Origin of the sequence: Vibrio kyushuensis (assembly GCF_050337325.1) — a bacterium.
Lineage (GTDB): Bacteria > Pseudomonadota > Gammaproteobacteria > Enterobacterales > Vibrionaceae > Vibrio > Vibrio kyushuensis.
Genome location: NZ_JAKJSV010000010.1, coordinates 46234 through 65327, shown reverse-complemented (window position 1 = coordinate 65327; position 19094 = coordinate 46234). Strand labels below are relative to the sequence as shown.

Here is a 19094-nt window from a genome sequence, read left to right as displayed (position 1 = left end):
CAACAAGTTTCAGATAAAAAAAGAGCCTACTAAAAAGTAGGCTCTTTACTAAATTTCTGAAATTTCTTCAGTCGCGTTTCTTAAAATCTAGTCGCGTAATGCTGCGCCAAATTGCTCTGAAATTTTTGCAACAATAGCATCAACGCTACCAGCGATATCAGCTTCTTCAAGTGTGCGCTCTACAGACTGAAGTGACAGTGCGATAGCAAGGCTCTTCTTGCCTTCCTCAACGCCCTTACCAACGTAAACGTCGAACAGCTTAGCGTCAGTTAAGAACTCGCCACCAGCTTCTAAACATGCATTAACTATGTCGCCAGAAGCAACTGCTTCATCAACAACAACAGCAATGTCACGACGGTTAGCAGGGAACTTAGATACGGCTACCGCTTCTGGGATAACACGAGTATCAATAGCAGACCATTCGATCTCAAACACAACCGTACGGCCATTCAGACCAAACTTACGCTCAAGCTCTGGGTGAACAGTGCCAATCACACCGATCTCTTTGCCGTCTACGATGATTGCAGCAGATTGACCAGGGTGTAGCGCTGGGTTCTTCTGTTTGCTTTCAACCGAAAGTGCAGCAAAGCTGAATGCTTTCTCATTTGAAGACAATTCAAGTACTGCTTCTACATCGCCTTTAAGGTCAAAGAAGTCAACCGTGTTAGTTTCAATGTCCCAGTGCTCTTCACCGCGTGTGCCAGCAATAACACCTGCAAGCATAGGCTCTTGGCGCATACCATTTTCTGCAGACTCACATGGGATGAAACGTAGACCGTATTCGAACAAACGAACACGAGACTGTTGACGCTTCTGGTTGTGTACAACCGTGTTTAGCAGGCCTTGAACTAAGCCAAGACGCATTGCTGCCATATCCGCAGAGATTGGGAATGGAAGAATCAGTGGCTCTACATTTGGAACAACCAATTTCTGTTGCTCAGGCTCTACAAAGCTATATGTGATTGCTTCATGGTAACCACGGTCAACAAGAAGGTTACGTACGCGCTTAAGCGGTAGGTTTGCTTCTTTGTGATCGTTCATTTTAAGTGCCGCAGCAGGCGCTTGATTTGGAATGTTATCGTAACCGTAGATACGGCCCACTTCTTCCACAAGATCTTGCTCTATAGCAATATCAAAACGCCATGTTGGTGCGACTGCAGTCCAACCTTCAGCCGTTACTTCAACAGATAGGCCAAGACGCTCTAGAATCTCAGCTACGTCTGCATCTTCAATGTGATGACCCAGTAGGTTATCAAGCTTAGTGCGACGCAGTGTTACTGTGTTTGCTTTTGGCAAGTCAGCTTCAGACTCAACAGCAACAACAGGAGCAACTTCACCGCCACAGATTTCAACAAGAAGCTCTGTTGCGCGTTCCATTGCATTTGTTTGTAGTGCGTAATCAACACCACGCTCAAAACGCATTGAAGAGTCAGTGTGTAAACCGTATGCACGAGCGCGACCACGAATATGGTCAGGTGCAAAGAATGCACACTCTAGTAATACGTCTTTAGTTTCAGTCGTCACACCTGAGCTTTCACCACCAAAGATACCGGCAATCGCTAGCGCTTGGTTATGATCAGCAACAACAAGTGTTTCTGCGTTTAGTTCTGCTTCGTTTCCATCTAGAAGAGTAAGCTTTTCGCCCTGCTCTGCCATACGAACTACGATTCCGCCGTCAATCTTAGCAAGATCAAATGCGTGCATCGGCTGACCTTGCTCTAGAAGAACAAAGTTTGTGATATCAACAACTGGGTCAATTGAGCGAATACCACAACGACGCAGTTTCTCTTGCATCCATAGTGGAGTATCAGCTTGAACGTTTACGTTCTTAACTACACGACCAAGGTAACGAGGACATGCTTCTGTCGCTTTTACTTCGATAGAAACAACATCATCAATCGCTGGAGCAACTGCTGTCACTGCAGGCTCTATTACGTCTGCACGGTTTAATACGCCAACTTCACGAGCCATACCGCGAATGCTGAAACAGTCAGCACGGTTAGCAGTTAGATCAACGTCAATTGTAACGTCGTTAAGTTCTAGAAGCTCGCGTACATCCATCCCTAGAGTAGTGCTTTCAGGTAACTCAAGGATACCGTCAGACTCAACGTCAATACCTAGCTCAGAGAAAGAACAAAGCATACCGTGTGATGGAACACCACGAAGTTTCGCTTTCTTGATTTTGAAGTTACCAGGAAGAACTGCGCCTACCGTTGCTACTGCTACAGTTAGACCCAAGCGACAGTTAGATGCACCACAAACGATGTCTAAAAGCTCTTCTTCACCGATATCAATTTTAGTTACTTGAAGTTTGTCTGCGTCTGGGTGCTGACCGCACTCAACCACTTTACCAACTTTAACGCCAGTAAATTCGCCAGCTACAGGAAGAACATCGTCTACCTCTAGGCCAGCCATTGTAATTTGGTGTGTTAGCTCATCAGTAGTTACTGAAGGGCTAACCCACTCACGAAGCCATGATTCGTTGAATTTCATAGTGTCTTTACCCTTGAATTACTTGAACTGTTTAAGGAAACGTAGGTCGTTCTCGAAGAACGCTCGTAGGTCGTTTACGCCGTAACGAAGCATCGTTAGACGTTCAACACCCATTCCGAATGCAAAACCAGAGTATTTCTCAGGGTCGATACCCACACTACGAAGTACATTAGGGTGAACCATGCCACAACCTAGAACTTCAAGCCATTTACCGTTCTTACCCATAACGTCAACTTCAGCTGAAGGCTCAGTAAACGGGAAGTAAGATGGACGGAAACGCACTTCAACTTCTTCTTCAAAGAAGTTACATAGGAAATCGTTCAAGATACCTTTTAACTGCGCAAAGTTAACGTTCTCATCAACTAGCATGCCTTCCACTTGGTGGAACATTGGCGTGTGAGTTTGATCGTAATCGTTACGGTAAACACGACCCGGTGCAATGAAACGGAATGGTGGTTTACCATTTTCCATGGTACGAATCTGAACACCAGATGTGTGAGTACGAAGCATAAGATCAGGGTTAAAGAAGAAAGTATCGTGATCAGTACGTGCTGGGTGATCGTCTGCGATATTCAATGCATCAAAGTTATGAAACGCATCTTCAATCTCAGGACCAGATTCAGTGCTAAAGCCTAGCTCACCGAAAAACTGTTCAATACGTTCAACAGTACGAGTAACTGGATGCAATCCACCGTTCTCAATGCGACGACCCGGTAGGGTTACATCGATAGTTTCAGCTGCAAGTTTTGCTTCTAGCTCAGCGCGTTGTAATGCGTCTTTGCGAGCAACGATTGCTTGCTGAACTGCGCCTTTCGCTTTGTTGATCTCTTGACCAGCAGTACGACGCTCTTCAGGTGGTAGTTTACCAAGGCTTTGAAGCTGAGCTGTAAGCTCGCCTTTCTTACCTAAGTACTGAACTCGCACTTCATCAAGTGCAACCAATGACTCTGCCGCGTTAATCGCAGTAGTAGCATTAGCAATAATCTCTTCTAGATGTTGCATCGTTTCCTCATCTACCTATGGCTCCCTACATTGGGAAGGCATAAGTGGTAGTGTCCATAAGGGTCCCTGCAAGGGATTCTTGGGCATTTTCAAATAGCTGTACATAGTATCGAAACCACCATCTAAAGCCAAATTGAATTACCTATATCTCAATCTATTGATGAAAAAAACATCGTCAATGATTGAAAAACTCGTTAAGCACTCCCATTAATCTTATACATCATCATTTTGCATCAGAGTCCCTTATGCTAATCATCAAAAAATTACAGCCAGAGCACGACAAATCCATACAAGAGATCATTACTAAAGTCGGCGAAGAATATGGAGCCATTGGGGAAGGCTTTGGCCCTGGTGATGCGGAAGTTTCGAATATGAGCGCGTACTACACAAAAGAAAAACGTAGCCATTATCTAGTCGCAACTGTAAACGAAGAAATTGTTGGCGGTGGAGGCATTGCACCGTTTAACGATTCTGACGACACCTGTGAACTAAAAAAACTATTTTTATTATCAAGCGCACGTGGATTAGGCGTAGGAAAACAATTAACCTTAGAGTGCCTAAGTTACGCGAAATCACTCGGTTATACGCACTGCTACCTTGACACATTGTCTAGCATGAAGCCTGCTATCTCTTTGTATGAAAAGTTAGGATTCGAACATTTGAATAAGCCTTTAGAAGGTACAATCCATAGTAAATGCGATGTATGGATGATTAAAACCCTCTAAGTCAACGATCCCTAACTATTTGATTTAACGTAACCCTATAGACTCACAGTCACGAATACTCAAGAGTAAGGCATCTTCCAATGCCTTACTCTTTATACCTAAAAATAGTACTCTAATGACACCTCTACAAAATCATCTTTGCGAGCGAAAAAGAGCAAATCGGTCGGTGTTTCATTTTCAAATAACCACGCATCTACTTGCCACTTCAGTTGATTGGTAATTCGGCTTGAAGCTTCCAACTTTGCGCTGTACACATCGCTATGATCTAAGTCCTGAGTAATACCAGTCAACACCTCAGTACCGTCTTCATCATTTAACGCCAATCGAACACCTGCAAAAATATCATTCTGATTTGGCGTTTGAGCATTGTTTCCACGGCTGTCATACAGATACTCTGCAATCAATCCAACATCCCAATACGACTCAAACGGCCCAACGATGGTGTATTCAAACCCAGTTGCAAGACCCGTATGATTATCAAAACTATCACGATAGATTGATTCAAGCTTTAGCAGCCAATCTCCGACGATACCCTGTACATCCAAACCAACTTGGCTCATTTGTGCGTAATAGGGCTGTAGTGTTACCGGAGATGAGCCCATGTTTAACTGGTAATACGGATCACGGTTAGTCCCATAAAAATAACTAAGACCGATATCCCAATCCCCCAGCATTTGGCTGTAACGAAAAGCAGTATCTATGTGCTTCTCTTCTCGCGACGATTCGTACAATGCCTCATTTGACACGGGAAGCGTGGGCCGAATTCTCCCATCAACACCCGCGAAAGTCCGCTCACGAAAATAGGGAAGAACCAAAGCGTCTAACGTGCCCCACTCCTTGATAGAGGTAAAGTGAACCATTGGCTGACCTAGTTTATCTTCACTATCCAACGACTCAATGGCGTCAGCTTGGTTAATGACATCCACCAAATGACTTGATTCAGTCACGCCCCAAAACACTTTACCTACGCCAGCACGCAGTTCGTAATCGTCCCAGTAAGTCAGATACAGAGCTTCACGAATATCCCCATGTGTTCTCTCATCATCCAAACTGTCTAGGCGATAAAATGGAGTAAATGTGAAACTTCCATTACTTTGTTCTGACTGCCAATAAAACTCGGGGGCAGCAACAACGGAAGATTGCCCTTTACCCTGCCCTTGTTCACCTGACGAGAAAAACTGACGATGCTCTACATTCACTTGACCACCCACTTCGATCTGGTCCGCGAGGCCAAGCGAATCATTGGCGTGACATTGTAACGCCAGAAGTCCGCTACTTGCGATGGCTAGCGTCGCCCCTAACTGGTTTAACGACTTTCGACTCCTTTTCATATCGTTACTACCTTATGCGTTTCAGCGTGTTTTTCTGAAAGTCACTGTCATTAAGACCCGTTTGAAATGCAAGTTCACTCGTCGTCAATACAGTGCTTTTACCCGTTTGGTGGTTTTGCATCGCCATCGTGTGTGCGCGCCAGTATTGATCCAGATATTGCTTATAGTCAGTAAACGTTAAAGTCTTCAGCAGTGCGCCTTTACGGTCATAAAACTCAACTTTTAAAGGGCGATATTCCAGTTTCTCTAGCCAAACAACTTGCTTGGTGTAACCGGAATTCTTGTCTGTTGGTATCTGCTCTAGAATAAAGACCTCTGTACCGTCAATTACTTCATCATTGAGAAAATTAAATGAGTACTTTTCAAGTTCAAACGAGCTTAAATCTTCGTAAGCAAACTCACTTCCCATAAAAGGACCGGATTTATTTCTAGAAGAGATACGCTTCACGCGTTTCAAAGCGGGTAAATATAGCCACTGGTCATCGGCTTCAACAGTATGTGAGTGATTCAAGAATGCCGTACCTTTCACATCTCGTGGCTCTTCAAAAATAGTTAGCCCTTTGTCGCCATCACCTTTAACTTCTAATGATTTCAGATGCATCAAACGTGTACTACTTTCTCCTTGGGCATTTTTTAGTAACATCTGCATCGTTGCTACTGAATCACCCCATCCTTCATCTCGATTTTTTCGCTCTGTAGCGATCTCTAAACCTATCTCTATATTTGCTGAAGCAGGTAGTGAAGCACCAAAAGAGGCCATAACGACCAAAGTGGCTTTAGCTATCCAAGATGGTATGTATTTATGATTTAGTTGAGTATTTAATACGTTCATCATTCATTCCTTGTATTCGTCTAAATTCAATCGTTTGATGCCCATGTACGCCAATTCACTTTCTATACCTATAATCAATTGCTTACATGGACACTGATTCAGAGTTTTCTATGCGTTGGTGATCGGTTTATTGGGAATCAAAATCTCTTGAGTTTCAGGCGCTTCAAGCTCGCGTTCGTACTCTTTGTTATCGAACAGCATCAATAAAGTTGGTAAGAATAGGAAGTCCACCACCAAAGCAATAAAGACAACAATCGCACTGAGTAAGCCCATATCTGCATTGAGTCTGAATGAAGACATAGCTAAAACCGAGAACCCAGCAACCAGCACTACAGTGGTGATCCAAAGTGCTCGCCCTACTGTTTGAAATGCATAACGAACGGCTTGTTCAGCATTCTGTCCTTGCTTTCTAGCGCGTTGATATTTAGATAAGAAGTGAACCGCATCATCAACAACAATGCCGAGAGTTAATGTCACTACAACTGATAAACCTAGGTTAATTTCACCTGAGACCAACGCCCAGATACCAAAACCAATCAGAGCTGGAGCTATGTTAGGCACAATGCTGATGATGCCTAATCGCAAAGATCGTAACGCAAAGATCATGAGTGCAGAAATCAAAACAAGCGTGATTGGTAGTGTTGAAAGCATGCTCGCCATGTTGGTTTCACCAATGTGTGCAAACATCAGTGACGGACTAGACGCAACGACTTCATATTGTGGCGCATTGGTTTTAAACCATTCGTACATCCGTTCTTCTAACTCGACCAACTCAACGCTACCAAGGTTATCAATCGTTAAGACCATTTTGATCGACGATTTATCGACGTTGATCTGGTTGTTCAGATCCAAACCATAAGGCAGAGACATTTCATACAGCAGCAAGTATTGTGCGGCTAATTCTCTATCCAAAGGTAATTGGTAGTAGCGATTATCGTCGCCGTGCATATTTTTATTCAGGCGTTTATATACATCAGATAACGTCGCAACATGGTCCGTTTCTGGTTGAGAACGTAGCCAATCACTAAAGTCTCCGACTGTCTGTATAAACGTGGGATCAGCGATACCTTGTGATTCGTTTGTCTTGATCGCAATGCTTATGTTAGTCATACCGCTGATACGTTCTTCCATAAAATCAGCAGCACGACGAAACTCACTTCTTTGATCAAAATATTTAACTGAGTCGTCATTCACTTTATTAAGAGGAATCAAAACGGCTGAGAACACAATGGCGAGCACAGATAACGGTAAAAGAGCTTTGCGATTATTCACGACAAAGTTACCCAACCCATCCATAAATCGATTTGAAGCGGTGTTCTGAATTTCTTTCACTCGCATAGGCAACCACTTCAACATAGCAGGCAATAATGAGACAGATAAGAAACACGCTATCATCACACCAAGTGCAGCCAAGTTACCAAAATCTCTGAGTACCGGTGAGTCTGACATGTTCATCATTAAGAAGCCGATGGCGGTGGTAACAGACGTAATAAGAATGGGCATGAAATTTACGGCAATGCTTTGATCAATTGCGTATTGCTTTGAATAACCGTTCTGCATATTGTGACGCATGGTTGCAATAACATGGACACAATCCGCTACTGCCAAAGTCATCACCAGAGTTGGGATATTAACCGTTGCCGTACTAAGGAACATACCAGCCCAACCAGACAGACCCATCGTGGCTGCAACTGACCCGATAATAATGACCAACGTTGCGATAACGCTGAATATCGATCTCAACATCACGGTCAGAAACACTAAAATTACGACCAACATGGCTGGAACCAATGTCGATGTATCAGACTGAGCCGACTGCATAAACGCATTGTTCATCGCTATGATGCCGGCTTTGTGAAACTCAACATCCGGATATTCAGTTTGATAGTGGTCAACGATTTGATTAACGCTCGCGATGACCTCTTGAACTTCCGCTGTTTTATCTACTTCTGGAAGCTGAACCGTCACATTGACAACGGTGACATCACCTTTGCTAGAAATTGCAGAATTAACTAAAGCAGGTTCAGTCAGCGCAATGCGTCGAATCTTTTGAATCCGTTCCTGGGTTAAGGCATTTCCCTCATACAACAAATCTTCGACAATAAGATCGTCTTCTAGTGCTTCAGTATGTTGAAAATTAGCTAACGAATCGATACGGCTTGAGTAAGGAACTTGCCAGGCGTCTTTTGTTATATCTTGAACCAGTGTCAGCATTTCAGGCGTGAAAATATCACCTTGTTTAGGAGCAATGACGATGGATAAATTATCAGATTTTGCGAATGTCGTTTGAATCTCATCAAACGCTACAAGTTGTTTATTTGAACCTTCGAAAAATATATTGTAATCACCCCGAAAGTACAGATTTTTTGCACCCAAAGTAGCGACAATAACGAATGATATGGTGGCAAATATCACCCAGAAAGTGAGCCTTGTTGGTAGTGTAAACCAAGCATTTATGTTCTTTAGTGGTGGATTAGATGGTTTCATCACAGTCTCCGTTTGTGACGTTTCGTCAACTATCGCCATTAAAAAACCAGTTTGTTGACTGGTTAAAAAGCGACACTAGCGTATCAATAAAGACCATTAATAAAATACGGACTTATTGACGAATCGTCATAAGCGGTGATTTAAAAACCCATTTAAAATGGGTTTTAGTAATGAGAGGTTTAGTTAACGCCCAACTGACTCTAAATAAGCCACTTCTTCACTAAACAACTCGCGCTCTACGCGACGCCAGGTTTTGCGGTAATCCCATTCCGTAGATAGAGGTTTCCAACCTAGGCCATCAAGCAGCATGTTTGCATTATGCAGCACCGAAAACGGGTCCTGTAAGCGACTGATACAATGGCTATTAGACGCATTCTGCGTTAATGCATTGGAACCAAATGCTATTGACCAGTTTGCAAATACTATCGCATCAGAGCCTACTCCTGGAGAGAACTTTAAGTCGCCAATTTCAGCGGCTAAATTGGTTAATTCGTCTGCTTGAGCGATAACCATCTCTTCCAGTTTATTTAACTCGGTAACTCGTTCTGGTAAAGCTTTTTCTAATACCCAAGGACTCTTGGCCATAATTGCACATGTTGACAGCACTGGCTCCGTTCGAGCATAAATGCGAAGAGCAACATGCATTGCAATGACTCTCTCTCTGGTATTACCTTCAAACTCACCAATGCGAGCAAACAATAGAGCTTCAGTTCTTAACGAATGTATACATAGCGCTAAAATAACATCTTCTTTACTGCAAAAGTGATTGTAAATCGTACCCTTAGAGTATGGGCTAGCAGCAGTCAGCTTATCCATTGTTAGGTTTCCAAATCCTTGCTCTTGAACAAGTTCTTTTGCCAACAAAGTTAACTCGACTTCTCGATCTGCAATCGCCTGTTGTTTTTTGGACAAACCAAATGAACAACCCTGCGACTTCTTTTTATCACTTTTATTACAGCTAAAGCCAAACATGTTATTCAATCCACTTTCGTTAATACCTCTAGACTCTCTAATTGTAACACGAATGCAAAATGTGTGTACCTCACCTTTTATGACTATCCGTCACTTTTGACACATCGTCATAATAGATCATTCATTGAGCATATCAAGTGTTTTTTGGTTATTTATTTGTGACGGTTATTATTGTGCGAAATCTAGTCATCTCTATGAGTGACTTTTTACAAGTCCAAATAAAACGTTCGTAAGTAAAACAACTAGGAAAAGTACACAACTAAACTATTGAGTCTGCGGCGTAAAATAAGAAAAGATCGAGAAAAAGAAATGTTCAATCCGATAACATTAGCATCCTGAATAATGAGTCAGATACAAAAAAGCCCTAGCATTTCTGCTAGGGCTTTCTGTTTATTTGGAGCGATACATCGGGTTCGAACCGATGACCTCAACCTTGGCAAGGTTGCGCTCTACCAACTGAGCTAGTATCGCATTGCTACATTCGAAGAACGTAGACTTGAATAGATGGTGCCCCGGGCCGGACTTGAACCGGCACAGCGCGAACGCCGAGGGATTTTAAATCCCTTGTGTCTACCAATTCCACCACCAGGGCACGCAAAACTTGTTGCGATGCTTCTAATTAATGAACTCTTTCGAGTCAGTTAGACACCATCTTGATACCGCGTTACATTAAATGTAAACGCCACATCGTTTATATTTGGAGCGATACATCGGGTTCGAACCGATGACCTCAACCTTGGCAAGGTTGCGCTCTACCAACTGAGCTAGTATCGCAAATGGAGGCGCGTCCCGGAGTCGAACCGAGGTCCACGGATTTGCAATCCGCTGCATAGCCACTCTGCCAACACGCCGCCTAACCTCAATCATCACGCTGTTTAATGCGTTCCTCTTGGGTACGGGATGCATTCTACGGATTCAGTCAGATGAGTCAACCCTATTTTTTATTTTTTAAATCGTTTGGCTACTTTCCATTCAATAGAGCTTATTTTGAACATTTTCATAGCGATAATTAGCTGAAATTTAGGAAGTAAACTAGTTAAAACTTAGGAGAAAAACAAAAAACGGGCCAATGCCCGTTTCTTCTATTGATGCTCTTCGCTAAGTAAATCGTCTTTCGCGGCCATTAAGTACTGCATCATTGACCAGAACGTCAAAATCATCGCTATATAAATGGCGGCGTAGCCTAACCAAATCATCCAATCGTCGTATTGCCAAATGAGAACCCAGAGTGCAAACATCTGAAAACCTGTTTTGACCTTCCCTATCCAAGAAACGGCAACACTGGCCCGTTTGCCAATTTCAGCCATCCACTCTCGGAGTGCTGAGATAATGATTTCACGAGCAATCATTACAACGGCAGGGATAGTAATCCAAAGCGTATGGTACTGATCAGTGATCAATATTAATGCCGTCGCAACCAAAACTTTATCCGCGACTGGATCGATAAAGGCACCAAAGCGCGAGGTTTGACCAAGCTTTCTCGCAAGCATGCCATCAAGCCAGTCAGTAAACCCAGCCACCCAGAATATCATGGCTGCTGCAAAAGGGGCCCAAGTGTAGGGTAGATAAAAAGCCACGACAAATACTGGTATAAGAAAAAGTCGTAGTAGAGACAAAATGTTAGGGATATTAAAACGCATATTTTTATAAGCTCTTATTCATTGCGCGTTTATGTTGCGGGATTTTTACTATTGTTTCAATGCTTGATAAATGTTTTCTGCCAAAGAATGGCTCACACCCGGCACTTTGGCTATTTCTTCGACAGTTGCACGCTTTAATTCCTGCAACCCCCCCATATATTTAAGCAAAGATTGTCTACGTTTAGGTCCTACCCCTTCAATCCCTTCTAATGGACTGGTTCGACGAGTTTTACCACGTTTAGCACGATGACCAGCGATGGCGTGGTTATGGCTCTCATCTCGAATATGCTGCATTAAATGAAGTGCAGGCGCATCACTTGGAAGATGGAACTCTTCACCTTCAGTAGTAATCAACGTTTCAAGACCTGGCTTTCGAGTGACTCCCTTTGCAATACCAAGTAATTTCGGGCGCTTAGGCCAATCATCCCAATATTGACTTACGATCTCTAGTGCACGATTGAGCTGGCCTTTACCACCATCAATAAAAATAATGTCCGGGATCTTATCAACATCAAGCTGCTTTGAATAACGACGTTCCAAGACTTGGCCCATTGCAGCGTAATCATCACCGCCCGTAATCCCCGTGATATTGTAACGACGATATTCTTGTTTGACTGGCCCTTCGTGATTGAATACAACGCATGAGGCTATAGTGCTCTCCCCCATTGTATGAGAGATATCAAAACACTCCATGCGTGAAATACTTTCGACGTTTAACACCTCCCTCAGGGCTTTAAAACGCTGAGAAATCGTCATCTTATGGTTTATCTTGGTTGTAATGGCCGTTAGTGCATTAGTATTGGCCAATTTTAGATAGCGACCACGTGTACCTGTTGCATTAAGGTGGAAGTTAACCTTTCTACCTGCAATGCCCGTCAAAGCTTCTTGAATGGATTCGGTTTCTGTTACTAATCCGCCATTAAGCACAATTCGATTCGGTACTGAACGCGCTTCATTGTGGCTCAAATAGTATTGACTAAGAAAACTGTAGAACACTTCTTCTTGAGTCGTATTGTTCGGAATCTTGGGGAAATGGCTTCGGCTGCCAAGGACCTTACCTTGGCGTATCATCAAGATATGAATACAGGCGATACCATTCTCTTGAGAGAAGCCTAAAACATCCATATCTTCCATGCTATCGTCAGACACGAACTGCTGCTCTTGCACTCGACGAATTGCTTGGATTTGATCTCGAAATTTAGCGGCATCTTCAAAATTAAGTGTAGAGCTCGCTTGTTCCATTTTGCTGATCAGTAGTTCAAGTACCTGCTGATCCTTTCCTTGCAAAAAGAGACGTACATAACCCACTAATTCGTCGTAATCTTGATTCGAGATGATGCTAGAGACACAAGGCCCAGCACAGCGTCCAATCTGATACATCAAACAAGGGCGAGTACGGTTGCTGTAAACAGTGTCCTCACACTGCCTTACTGGAAAGATCTTTTGCAAGAGATGAAGGGTTTCACGAACCGCTCCTGACTCAGGGTATGGTCCAAAATACTCCCCTTTTCTTTTCTTAGAGCCTCTATGCATCGAAAGTCTTGGATGCTTGTGAGAACTAATAAAAATATAAGGGTAGGATTTGTCATCACGCAGTAATACATTGTATTTCGGCAAATACTGTTTGATGTAGTTATGTTCGAGGATAAGAGCTTCTGTTTCCGTATGAGTAACGGTCACATCAATTTTATCAATGTTAGATACGAGTGCTTTCGTTTTCTCACTGTCGACGGTTTTTCGAAAATAGCTCGTAAGACGTTTTTTAAGATCTTTTGCCTTACCCACATAAATGACAACAGCCTCGGCGTTATACATACGATAAACACCGGGCTGATTTGTGACAGTTTTTAGAAAGGAAACAGAATCAAAAGATGTGGACACTATAACGTCTCTGTATCGAGCATCCCGTGCCTTATCGCTAAGTGAGTCAGTTCGACGTCCCCACTGATATCTAATTTATTAAATAGACGATAACGATAACTATTGACTGTTTTAGGGCTCAAATTCAATTGCTCAGAAATATCTGTCACCTTTTGACCTTTAGTGATCATCATCATGATCTGAAGCTCTCGCTCCGATAGATCGGCAAAAGGGTTCTCAGAAGCAGGTGAGAATTGACTCAAGGCCATTTGCTGTGCGATTTCAGGGGAAATATAACGTTGACCGCTATTCACCATCCGAATTGCATTGACCATTTCATCGGGGCCAGCACCTTTTGTCAGGTAGCCTGCAGCTCCGGCTTGCATCACTTTTGTTGGAAACGGATTCTCCGTATGAACAGTCAAAACAATGATTTTAATGTCTGGATTAAATCGAATGATTTTTTTGGTCGCTTCAAGGCCACCAATACCAGGCATATTCATATCCATTAAAATGACATCAACATGATTGTTGCGACACCATTTTACTGCATCCTCACCGCTCTCAGCTTCCCCTGCTACGTTCATACCACGGACGTCTTCAATAATACGTCGTATCCCTGTGCGAACCAGCTCGTGATCATCTACAAGGAAAACACTTATCAAACTTGTATCTCCACACTCGTTAATTGGCTCTGCACCCACCTAAGGTAGTGGATAACAGCTTCGTTACTTATTTTTCTTAGCTACTTACTTGCATAGTTACCTGTTTGCATAGTTACCAATATTTTAGCCACTATGCCTACTCATTGCTAAGTTTAACTTATTTAGGCAACCAAGGTTACTCTGATAGCCAAAGTAACTCTGAATATGTGCCCAAACACTAACTTTAGCAAGTATAAGTTCACTAACTAATTCACTCAATCCATATGAAACTAGGATTAAACGACCCAAGTACACTAACAGAAATTAAAATTGAAAAGGAGATCTTAGTCCGACTATTTAGTCTTTTTCCCTGAGATATAAACCACTTGGTTAATATACAAACAAAATAAATTCATTGATCGGGATATACCTTCCTCTCTCATCTAAGTTTGTTACTATATCTCGCATTCGAACGTATCAGTACATTGATACATACACAAATTAAGGCTAATTTTTTGAGTGTATCGCAAGGCTTTCTTTTAACCCGTCAAGCTAGGGATATTGCTAATCAAACTCAAATAGAGTTATGGCTAGCAACGCCACAAGGCCCCACTCAGTTGATCGTCACTCAAGAAAAACCAGTATTTTTTATCCACCAGCATCAAGAAAAATCGGCACTGACATTATCACAAAAAAAACAGCTAAATGTGACATACAAACCATTAGCACTACAAACCTTTAATTCAGAACCTCTCACGGCTTGTTACTGTAATACCACTAGAGAAAGTCAACAAGTTGCTTCGATTTTAAATAGTAATGATATCACTACTTTTGAATCCGATATTCGCCTTGCAGATCGCTATCTCATGGAGCGATTTATACGTGGAGGTGTCGAATTTACTGGCAAGACATCCAACAATCGGTCATATACAAAAGTTACTCAAGCTAAATGTCGTCAAGGCAATTACTCTCCAGAGCTTAACGTTGTCTCTCTAGATATTGAGTGCTCTGAAAGAGGTATTCTCTACTCCATTGGGCTCGACAGTGTGATGGACAGTCGAGTTATTATGATTGGTCCAGAAGAGCCTAGCGAGACAAATATAGAGTGGGTAGCCGACGAGTCTGAACTGCTGAAAGCACTAATTTCTTGGTTTGAACAGTTTGACCCAGATGTGATCATTGGCTGGAATGTTATCGATTTCGATTTCCGTTTACTGCATAAAAGAGCTGAATTTAATAATATTAAACTTGTCCTTGGCCGTGCGAAGCAATTAAGTTATTTCCGAACCTCTTCGACCACTCAACAAAGCTTTATTACGATTCCCGGCCGCGTCGTAATGGATGGCATCGACACTCTAAAAACCGCTACCTACCACTTTCGATCTTGGTCCTTAGAGTCCGTTTCTCAAGAAATGCTTGGTGAAGGGAAAGATATACATAATGTTCATGACCGAATGGATGAGATCAATCGAATGTTCCGTCATGACAAGCCTTCGCTTGCCAAATACAATTTACAAGATTGTGTCTTAGTTAATCGCATTTTCACTAAGACCCACCTGCTTGACTTTGCCATTGAACGGTCACGTTTGACGGGTGTAGAGCTTGATCGTATTGGTGGTTCTGTAGCGGCTTTTACAAACCTTTATCTACCACAGATTCATCGTTCAGGCTATGTAGCACCGAATCTGGAACCAGAAAACTGGATAGCTAGCCCCGGTGGCTACGTTATGGACTCACAGCCGGGCCTGTATGATTCTGTTTTAGTTCTCGACTTTAAAAGCTTATATCCATCGATTATTCGCTCTTTTCTTATCGACCCAATGGGGCTTATTGAGGGATTAAAGCAGGATATTGGGACGGCTGATGAAGAAGCTGTCCCCGGATTTCGTGGCGGTCAGTTCCACCGTACCGAGCACTTTCTTCCACAAATGATCGAAACATTGTGGCAAGCCAGAGATGTTGCGAAGAAAAACAACGAAAAGGCATTTTCTCAAGCCATAAAAATCATCATGAACTCATTCTATGGTGTACTGGGCTCTTCTGGTTGTCGCTTCTTCGATACAAGGCTTGCTTCAAGTATCACTATGCGTGGGCACGAAATCATGAAGCAAACTAAAGTACTCATTGAAGAAGAGGGTTACCAAGTAATTTATGGAGACACAGACTCCACGTTTGTCTCTCTTAATGCCGTTTGTACGCAGCAACAAGCTGATGAAGTAGGTCTCAAGCTCGTCAGTAAAATCAACACTTGGTGGACAGCACATTTAATGGATGAATATCATTTAACATCCATCCTTGAGCTAGAGTACGAAACTCACTATAGAAAATTCCTGATGCCGACCATACGCGGAGAAGAAAAAGGATCGAAAAAACGATATGCGGGTTTAATAGGGAATGGAGAAAGTGAACAGATCATCTTCAAAGGATTAGAGAGTGCCCGAACAGATTGGACTCCTTTATCTCAGATGTTCCAACAGCACCTATATCAACTAATTTTTCATGGTGATTGTCCTAAGCAATATGTCGCTCAATTCGTTGAAGACACGTTAGCCGGTAAATATGACGACCAATTGATCTATCAAAAAAGGTTGCGACGTAAACTGCACGAATATCAAAAGAACATCCCACCTCAAGTTAGAGCAGCAAGGCTAGCCGATGATATCAACCAACAGCTTGGACGTCCTTTGCAATACCAAAATAAAGGAAGAATTGAATACTTGATTACGATTAATGGGCCTGAGCCAAAAGAGTATGTGAAAAGTGCGATTGATTATCAGCACTATATCGACAAGCAACTGAAGCCCATTGGTGATGCAATCCTTCCCTTTATTGATATGGATTTCACTCGCTTAACAGAGCGTCAATTTGGTCTATTTTAGGGCTATTAGTTTCCCTTACCCCACTTTGAAGCACATCATCAGTTCGCTCAATGGCGCTATTACTGTTCCTATTTAGTATATAGGCTTCAAGCTTCTCATAGGACAGCGATTTACTGTAGTACCAGCCTTGAATTGAAACCCCATCTTTTCTAGGGATATTGTTTATTTGCTCGATAGTTTCAACACCTTCAATGACCGTCGCTAACTCTAATTCTTCTGCAACACCCAACAACCCATGAAATACCTTACGCCCTTTTTCTCTATCTAGGGCCAATGCAAAACTTCGGTCAATCTTAATCGCATCAATATCATATAAACTTAAGTAACCTAATGATGAAAAGCCTGAGCCAAAATCATCAATATAGATACTGGCGCCCACTTTTCTAAATGCGTTAATCGCACTTTGAATTGCCCGATGGTCTTTGAGCAAACTCTCTTCTGTTATCTCTATATGAATGTATTGTCCAACAGGCGAAATATACCGACATAGCTCCTCAACAAGCGTAGGATTTAGCAATGTTTCAGGGGTAATATTAACACTCGTTTTCACCGCCCAACCTTGTGAGCGTGCTTTCTTCACATCACTAACAACCTGTAGCACTGCCCATCGGTCAATCTCCTTCATCATTCCTGCTTTCTCAAACCAAGGTAAGAAGCTACCTGGGTACTCTTTGTTACCCTGAGCGTCAATCGCCCGAATGAGCGCTTCACAACCTGTAACTCGGCGAGTCTTAGCACAGATTTGTGGTTGATACTCTAAACAAAATTCTTTTCGGCTAATACTTTCCAGCTTTTGTTCTAGGCCTACTTGACGCTGCCTAGCACTGCGAGCAGCCGCAACTCTGTCACTTTTTAGAACCAGAGCTTCTTCTTTTCGACGCGAGTAAACGGTATCAAGAGAGTTAAATTGGATCGTTTTCTCGTAATTATCACGATTCATTGCTAACACAAACGGGCTATAAACAAGTAATGAAACCACAATATTGATCATCTGTAACAGAGGAGCATTAACGTCCCCTCCTGTGACTAGCCAAGAGTTAAAAAAGATAGGACTACTAAATGGAAGCGCAGTCACCGGCACAGAAACATAGCCCAATGAAATGGTCATGTACGCAATAAGTAAGTTTAGAACGGGCGCGAGTATAAAAGGAATAAACAACCGCGGATTAAATATGATGGGGAGGCCAAATAAGAGTATTTCATTGATATTGAGTAAACCCAATGGAAGACTTGCTAAAGCAATTAGGCGCATTGGTTTTTGTTTAGAAAAAATCAGCAAAGAAAGAACAAGGCCAAGCGTTGCACCGCTTCCACCAACAAAAACGAACGCGCCCATAAATGAAAAGTTAACGGCATAATCGCTAATATTGCCCAATAAAGCATTATGCTCTGCCATGGGGATCGCTTGCTCTAGTATCGATATCCAAGGAAGCAAAGCGTAGTACCCGTGGATTCCAATAAACCAAAGTAACGAGTTAACGGCTGAAAAAACCACACCGAAAAACAGAGGCGAATCATCATAGTTTACCTCCATAAAAGACAAGATGTTTGCTGCATCAAACGCCAGAACGACTGCGCTATTAACCGAAATTACGGTTATGCCCACCAAGATGGAGGGCAAAATCAGATTAAGTGATTCTCTTACTATCTGACCAATGTGATTACTAGTGACAATCTGAAAAAGACGATGGCGAAAAAAAGCAGCCAAAAGCGGAATGGAATAAAGTGGAGTGACGACTGAAATCACCAACTCGACTACCTCTCCACTTTGTGTTCCTTGGAAAAGTCGATTAAATATGGCCAAGTAGACAATAGAAATCAATGCCACAGGTGGGCGTGGTAATCGCCAATGCATGGCKAAAATATAAGAAAGTGCTGCGGTCAGTAATATTGGGAAAAGGTCGTTGAGATAATAATAGATTCGGTAACACATCTCTATCCAAGGCTGATTAGGACCAAGAATAAATTCGCTCACTGAACCTACAAAAAGCAACAATGATGAAATCATCAGACACGGTAGAATCCAAAGTAAGCCCTCTCGAATTGCCTGAATTTGAACCGCTAAGGTGCGATAAATCTTACCAAGAGATTTTTTAGTTTCTACTTTAGAATCAGAGCCTTTCATTACATCCATTAATATGCACTTGGTTTCTATTGAAATCGGTGACACAGTAACGAACTATCTATTTTTACTCAATATATTTGCGTGGAATATCAAGATTAAGACAA

12 protein-coding genes and 4 tRNA genes are annotated in these 19094 nt (G+C 42.4%); 2 read left to right on the top strand and 14 right to left on the bottom strand.

Going from position 1 to position 19094, the window contains the following annotated elements:
- Window positions 1–87: 87 nt before the first annotated feature.
- Together pheT and pheS are read right to left on the bottom strand one after the other, a co-directional pair.
- Window positions 88–2493: a phenylalanine--tRNA ligase subunit beta gene (pheT, locus tag L4D20_RS20050; protein WP_428803362.1), complete on the bottom strand. Its 2406-nt coding sequence runs from the start codon at window positions 2491–2493 to the stop codon at window positions 88–90.
- Between the two features lie 18 nt (window positions 2494–2511).
- Window positions 2512–3495: a phenylalanine--tRNA ligase subunit alpha gene (pheS, locus tag L4D20_RS20045; RefSeq protein ID WP_428803361.1), complete on the bottom strand. Its 984-nt coding sequence runs from the start codon at window positions 3493–3495 to the stop codon at window positions 2512–2514.
- A 245-nt stretch (window positions 3496–3740) separates the two neighbouring features.
- Here pheS and L4D20_RS20040 point away from each other — a divergent pair, with 245 nt between their 5' ends.
- Window positions 3741–4220 carry a GNAT family N-acetyltransferase gene (locus tag L4D20_RS20040; RefSeq protein ID WP_428803360.1) on the top strand — a complete coding sequence of 160 codons (480 nt, stop codon included), beginning with the start codon at window positions 3741–3743 and terminating at the stop codon, window positions 4218–4220.
- 98 nt (window positions 4221–4318) lie between these two features.
- Here L4D20_RS20040 and L4D20_RS20035 read toward each other — a convergent pair whose 3' ends face one another.
- The 11 genes from L4D20_RS20035 to uvrY all read right to left on the bottom strand — a co-directional run bounded on the left by L4D20_RS20035 (window position 4319) and on the right by uvrY (window position 14007).
- Window positions 4319–5551, bottom strand: coding sequence for a hypothetical protein (locus L4D20_RS20035; protein ID WP_428803359.1), 1233 nt, complete (start codon window positions 5549–5551; stop codon window positions 4319–4321).
- Between the two features lie 7 nt (window positions 5552–5558).
- A complete protein-coding gene (locus tag L4D20_RS20030) occupies window positions 5559–6311 on the bottom strand; it encodes an outer membrane lipoprotein-sorting protein (protein ID WP_428803427.1) in 753 nt (250 codons plus the stop codon).
- Window positions 6312–6491: 180 nt separating this feature from the next.
- Window positions 6492–8870, bottom strand: a complete 2379-nt coding sequence (locus L4D20_RS20025; RefSeq protein WP_428803358.1) for an efflux RND transporter permease subunit — start codon at window positions 8868–8870, stop codon at window positions 6492–6494.
- A 183-nt stretch (window positions 8871–9053) separates the two neighbouring features.
- Window positions 9054–9842 (bottom strand): TetR/AcrR family transcriptional regulator, encoded by a 789-nt coding sequence (locus tag L4D20_RS20020; RefSeq protein WP_428803426.1) that lies wholly within the window; start codon window positions 9840–9842, stop codon window positions 9054–9056.
- 395 nt (window positions 9843–10237) lie between these two features.
- Window positions 10238–10313: transfer RNA gene (locus L4D20_RS20015), tRNA-Gly, on the bottom strand.
- A gap of 34 nt (window positions 10314–10347) precedes the next feature.
- A tRNA-Leu gene (locus tag L4D20_RS20010) sits at window positions 10348–10434 on the bottom strand.
- Window positions 10435–10540: 106 nt separating this feature from the next.
- Window positions 10541–10616 (bottom strand) — tRNA-Gly (locus L4D20_RS20005).
- A gap of 3 nt (window positions 10617–10619) precedes the next feature.
- Window positions 10620–10693, bottom strand: a tRNA-Cys gene (locus L4D20_RS20000).
- A 231-nt stretch (window positions 10694–10924) separates the two neighbouring features.
- A complete protein-coding gene (gene pgsA / locus L4D20_RS19995) occupies window positions 10925–11482 on the bottom strand; it encodes a CDP-diacylglycerol--glycerol-3-phosphate 3-phosphatidyltransferase (RefSeq protein WP_428803357.1) in 558 nt (185 codons plus the stop codon).
- 48 nt (window positions 11483–11530) lie between these two features.
- On the bottom strand, window positions 11531–13363 hold the full coding sequence (gene uvrC, locus L4D20_RS19990; RefSeq protein ID WP_428803356.1) for an excinuclease ABC subunit UvrC: 1833 nt from the start codon (window positions 13361–13363) through the stop codon (window positions 11531–11533).
- Complete coding sequence (gene uvrY, locus L4D20_RS19985) at window positions 13363–14007, bottom strand: UvrY/SirA/GacA family response regulator transcription factor (protein WP_428803355.1); 645 nt, start codon at window positions 14005–14007, stop codon at window positions 13363–13365. The genes uvrC and uvrY overlap by 1 nt, the downstream gene beginning before the upstream one ends.
- A gap of 494 nt (window positions 14008–14501) precedes the next feature.
- On the opposite strand from uvrY, the gene L4D20_RS19980 reads away from it, so the two are divergent.
- The gene (locus tag L4D20_RS19980; RefSeq protein ID WP_428803354.1) at window positions 14502–16865 is read left to right on the top strand and encodes a DNA polymerase II; all 2364 of its coding nucleotides are present in this window, start codon (window positions 14502–14504) and stop codon (window positions 16863–16865) included.
- On the opposite strand, the gene L4D20_RS19975 is transcribed toward L4D20_RS19980, so the two are convergent.
- On the bottom strand, window positions 16828–18999 hold the full coding sequence (locus L4D20_RS19975) for an EAL domain-containing protein (protein ID WP_428803353.1): 2172 nt from the start codon (window positions 18997–18999) through the stop codon (window positions 16828–16830). The genes L4D20_RS19980 and L4D20_RS19975 overlap by 38 nt on opposite strands.
- Between the last annotated feature and the right edge of the window lie 95 nt (window positions 19000–19094).

Excerpts from the sequence above, each read along its gene's own strand:
- pheT (WP_428803362.1), bottom strand. The coding sequence starts at position 2,493 with ATGAAATTCAACGAATCATGGCTTCGTGAGTGGGTTAGCCCTTCAGTA.
- pheS (WP_428803361.1), bottom strand. The coding sequence starts at position 3,495 with ATGCAACATCTAGAAGAGATTATTGCTAATGCTACTACTGCGATTAAC.
- L4D20_RS20040 (WP_428803360.1), top strand. The coding sequence starts at position 3,741 with ATGCTAATCATCAAAAAATTACAGCCAGAGCACGACAAATCCATACAA.
- L4D20_RS20035 (WP_428803359.1), bottom strand. The coding sequence starts at position 5,551 with ATGAAAAGGAGTCGAAAGTCGTTAAACCAGTTAGGGGCGACGCTAGCC.
- L4D20_RS20030 (WP_428803427.1), bottom strand. The coding sequence starts at position 6,311 with ATGGCCTCTTTTGGTGCTTCACTACCTGCTTCAGCAAATATAGAGATA.
- L4D20_RS20025 (WP_428803358.1), bottom strand. The coding sequence starts at position 8,870 with ATGAAACCATCTAATCCACCACTAAAGAACATAAATGCTTGGTTTACA.
- L4D20_RS20020 (WP_428803426.1), bottom strand. The coding sequence starts at position 9,842 with ATGTTTGGCTTTAGCTGTAATAAAAGTGATAAAAAGAAGTCGCAGGGT.
- pgsA (WP_428803357.1), bottom strand. The coding sequence starts at position 11,482 with ATGCGTTTTAATATCCCTAACATTTTGTCTCTACTACGACTTTTTCTT.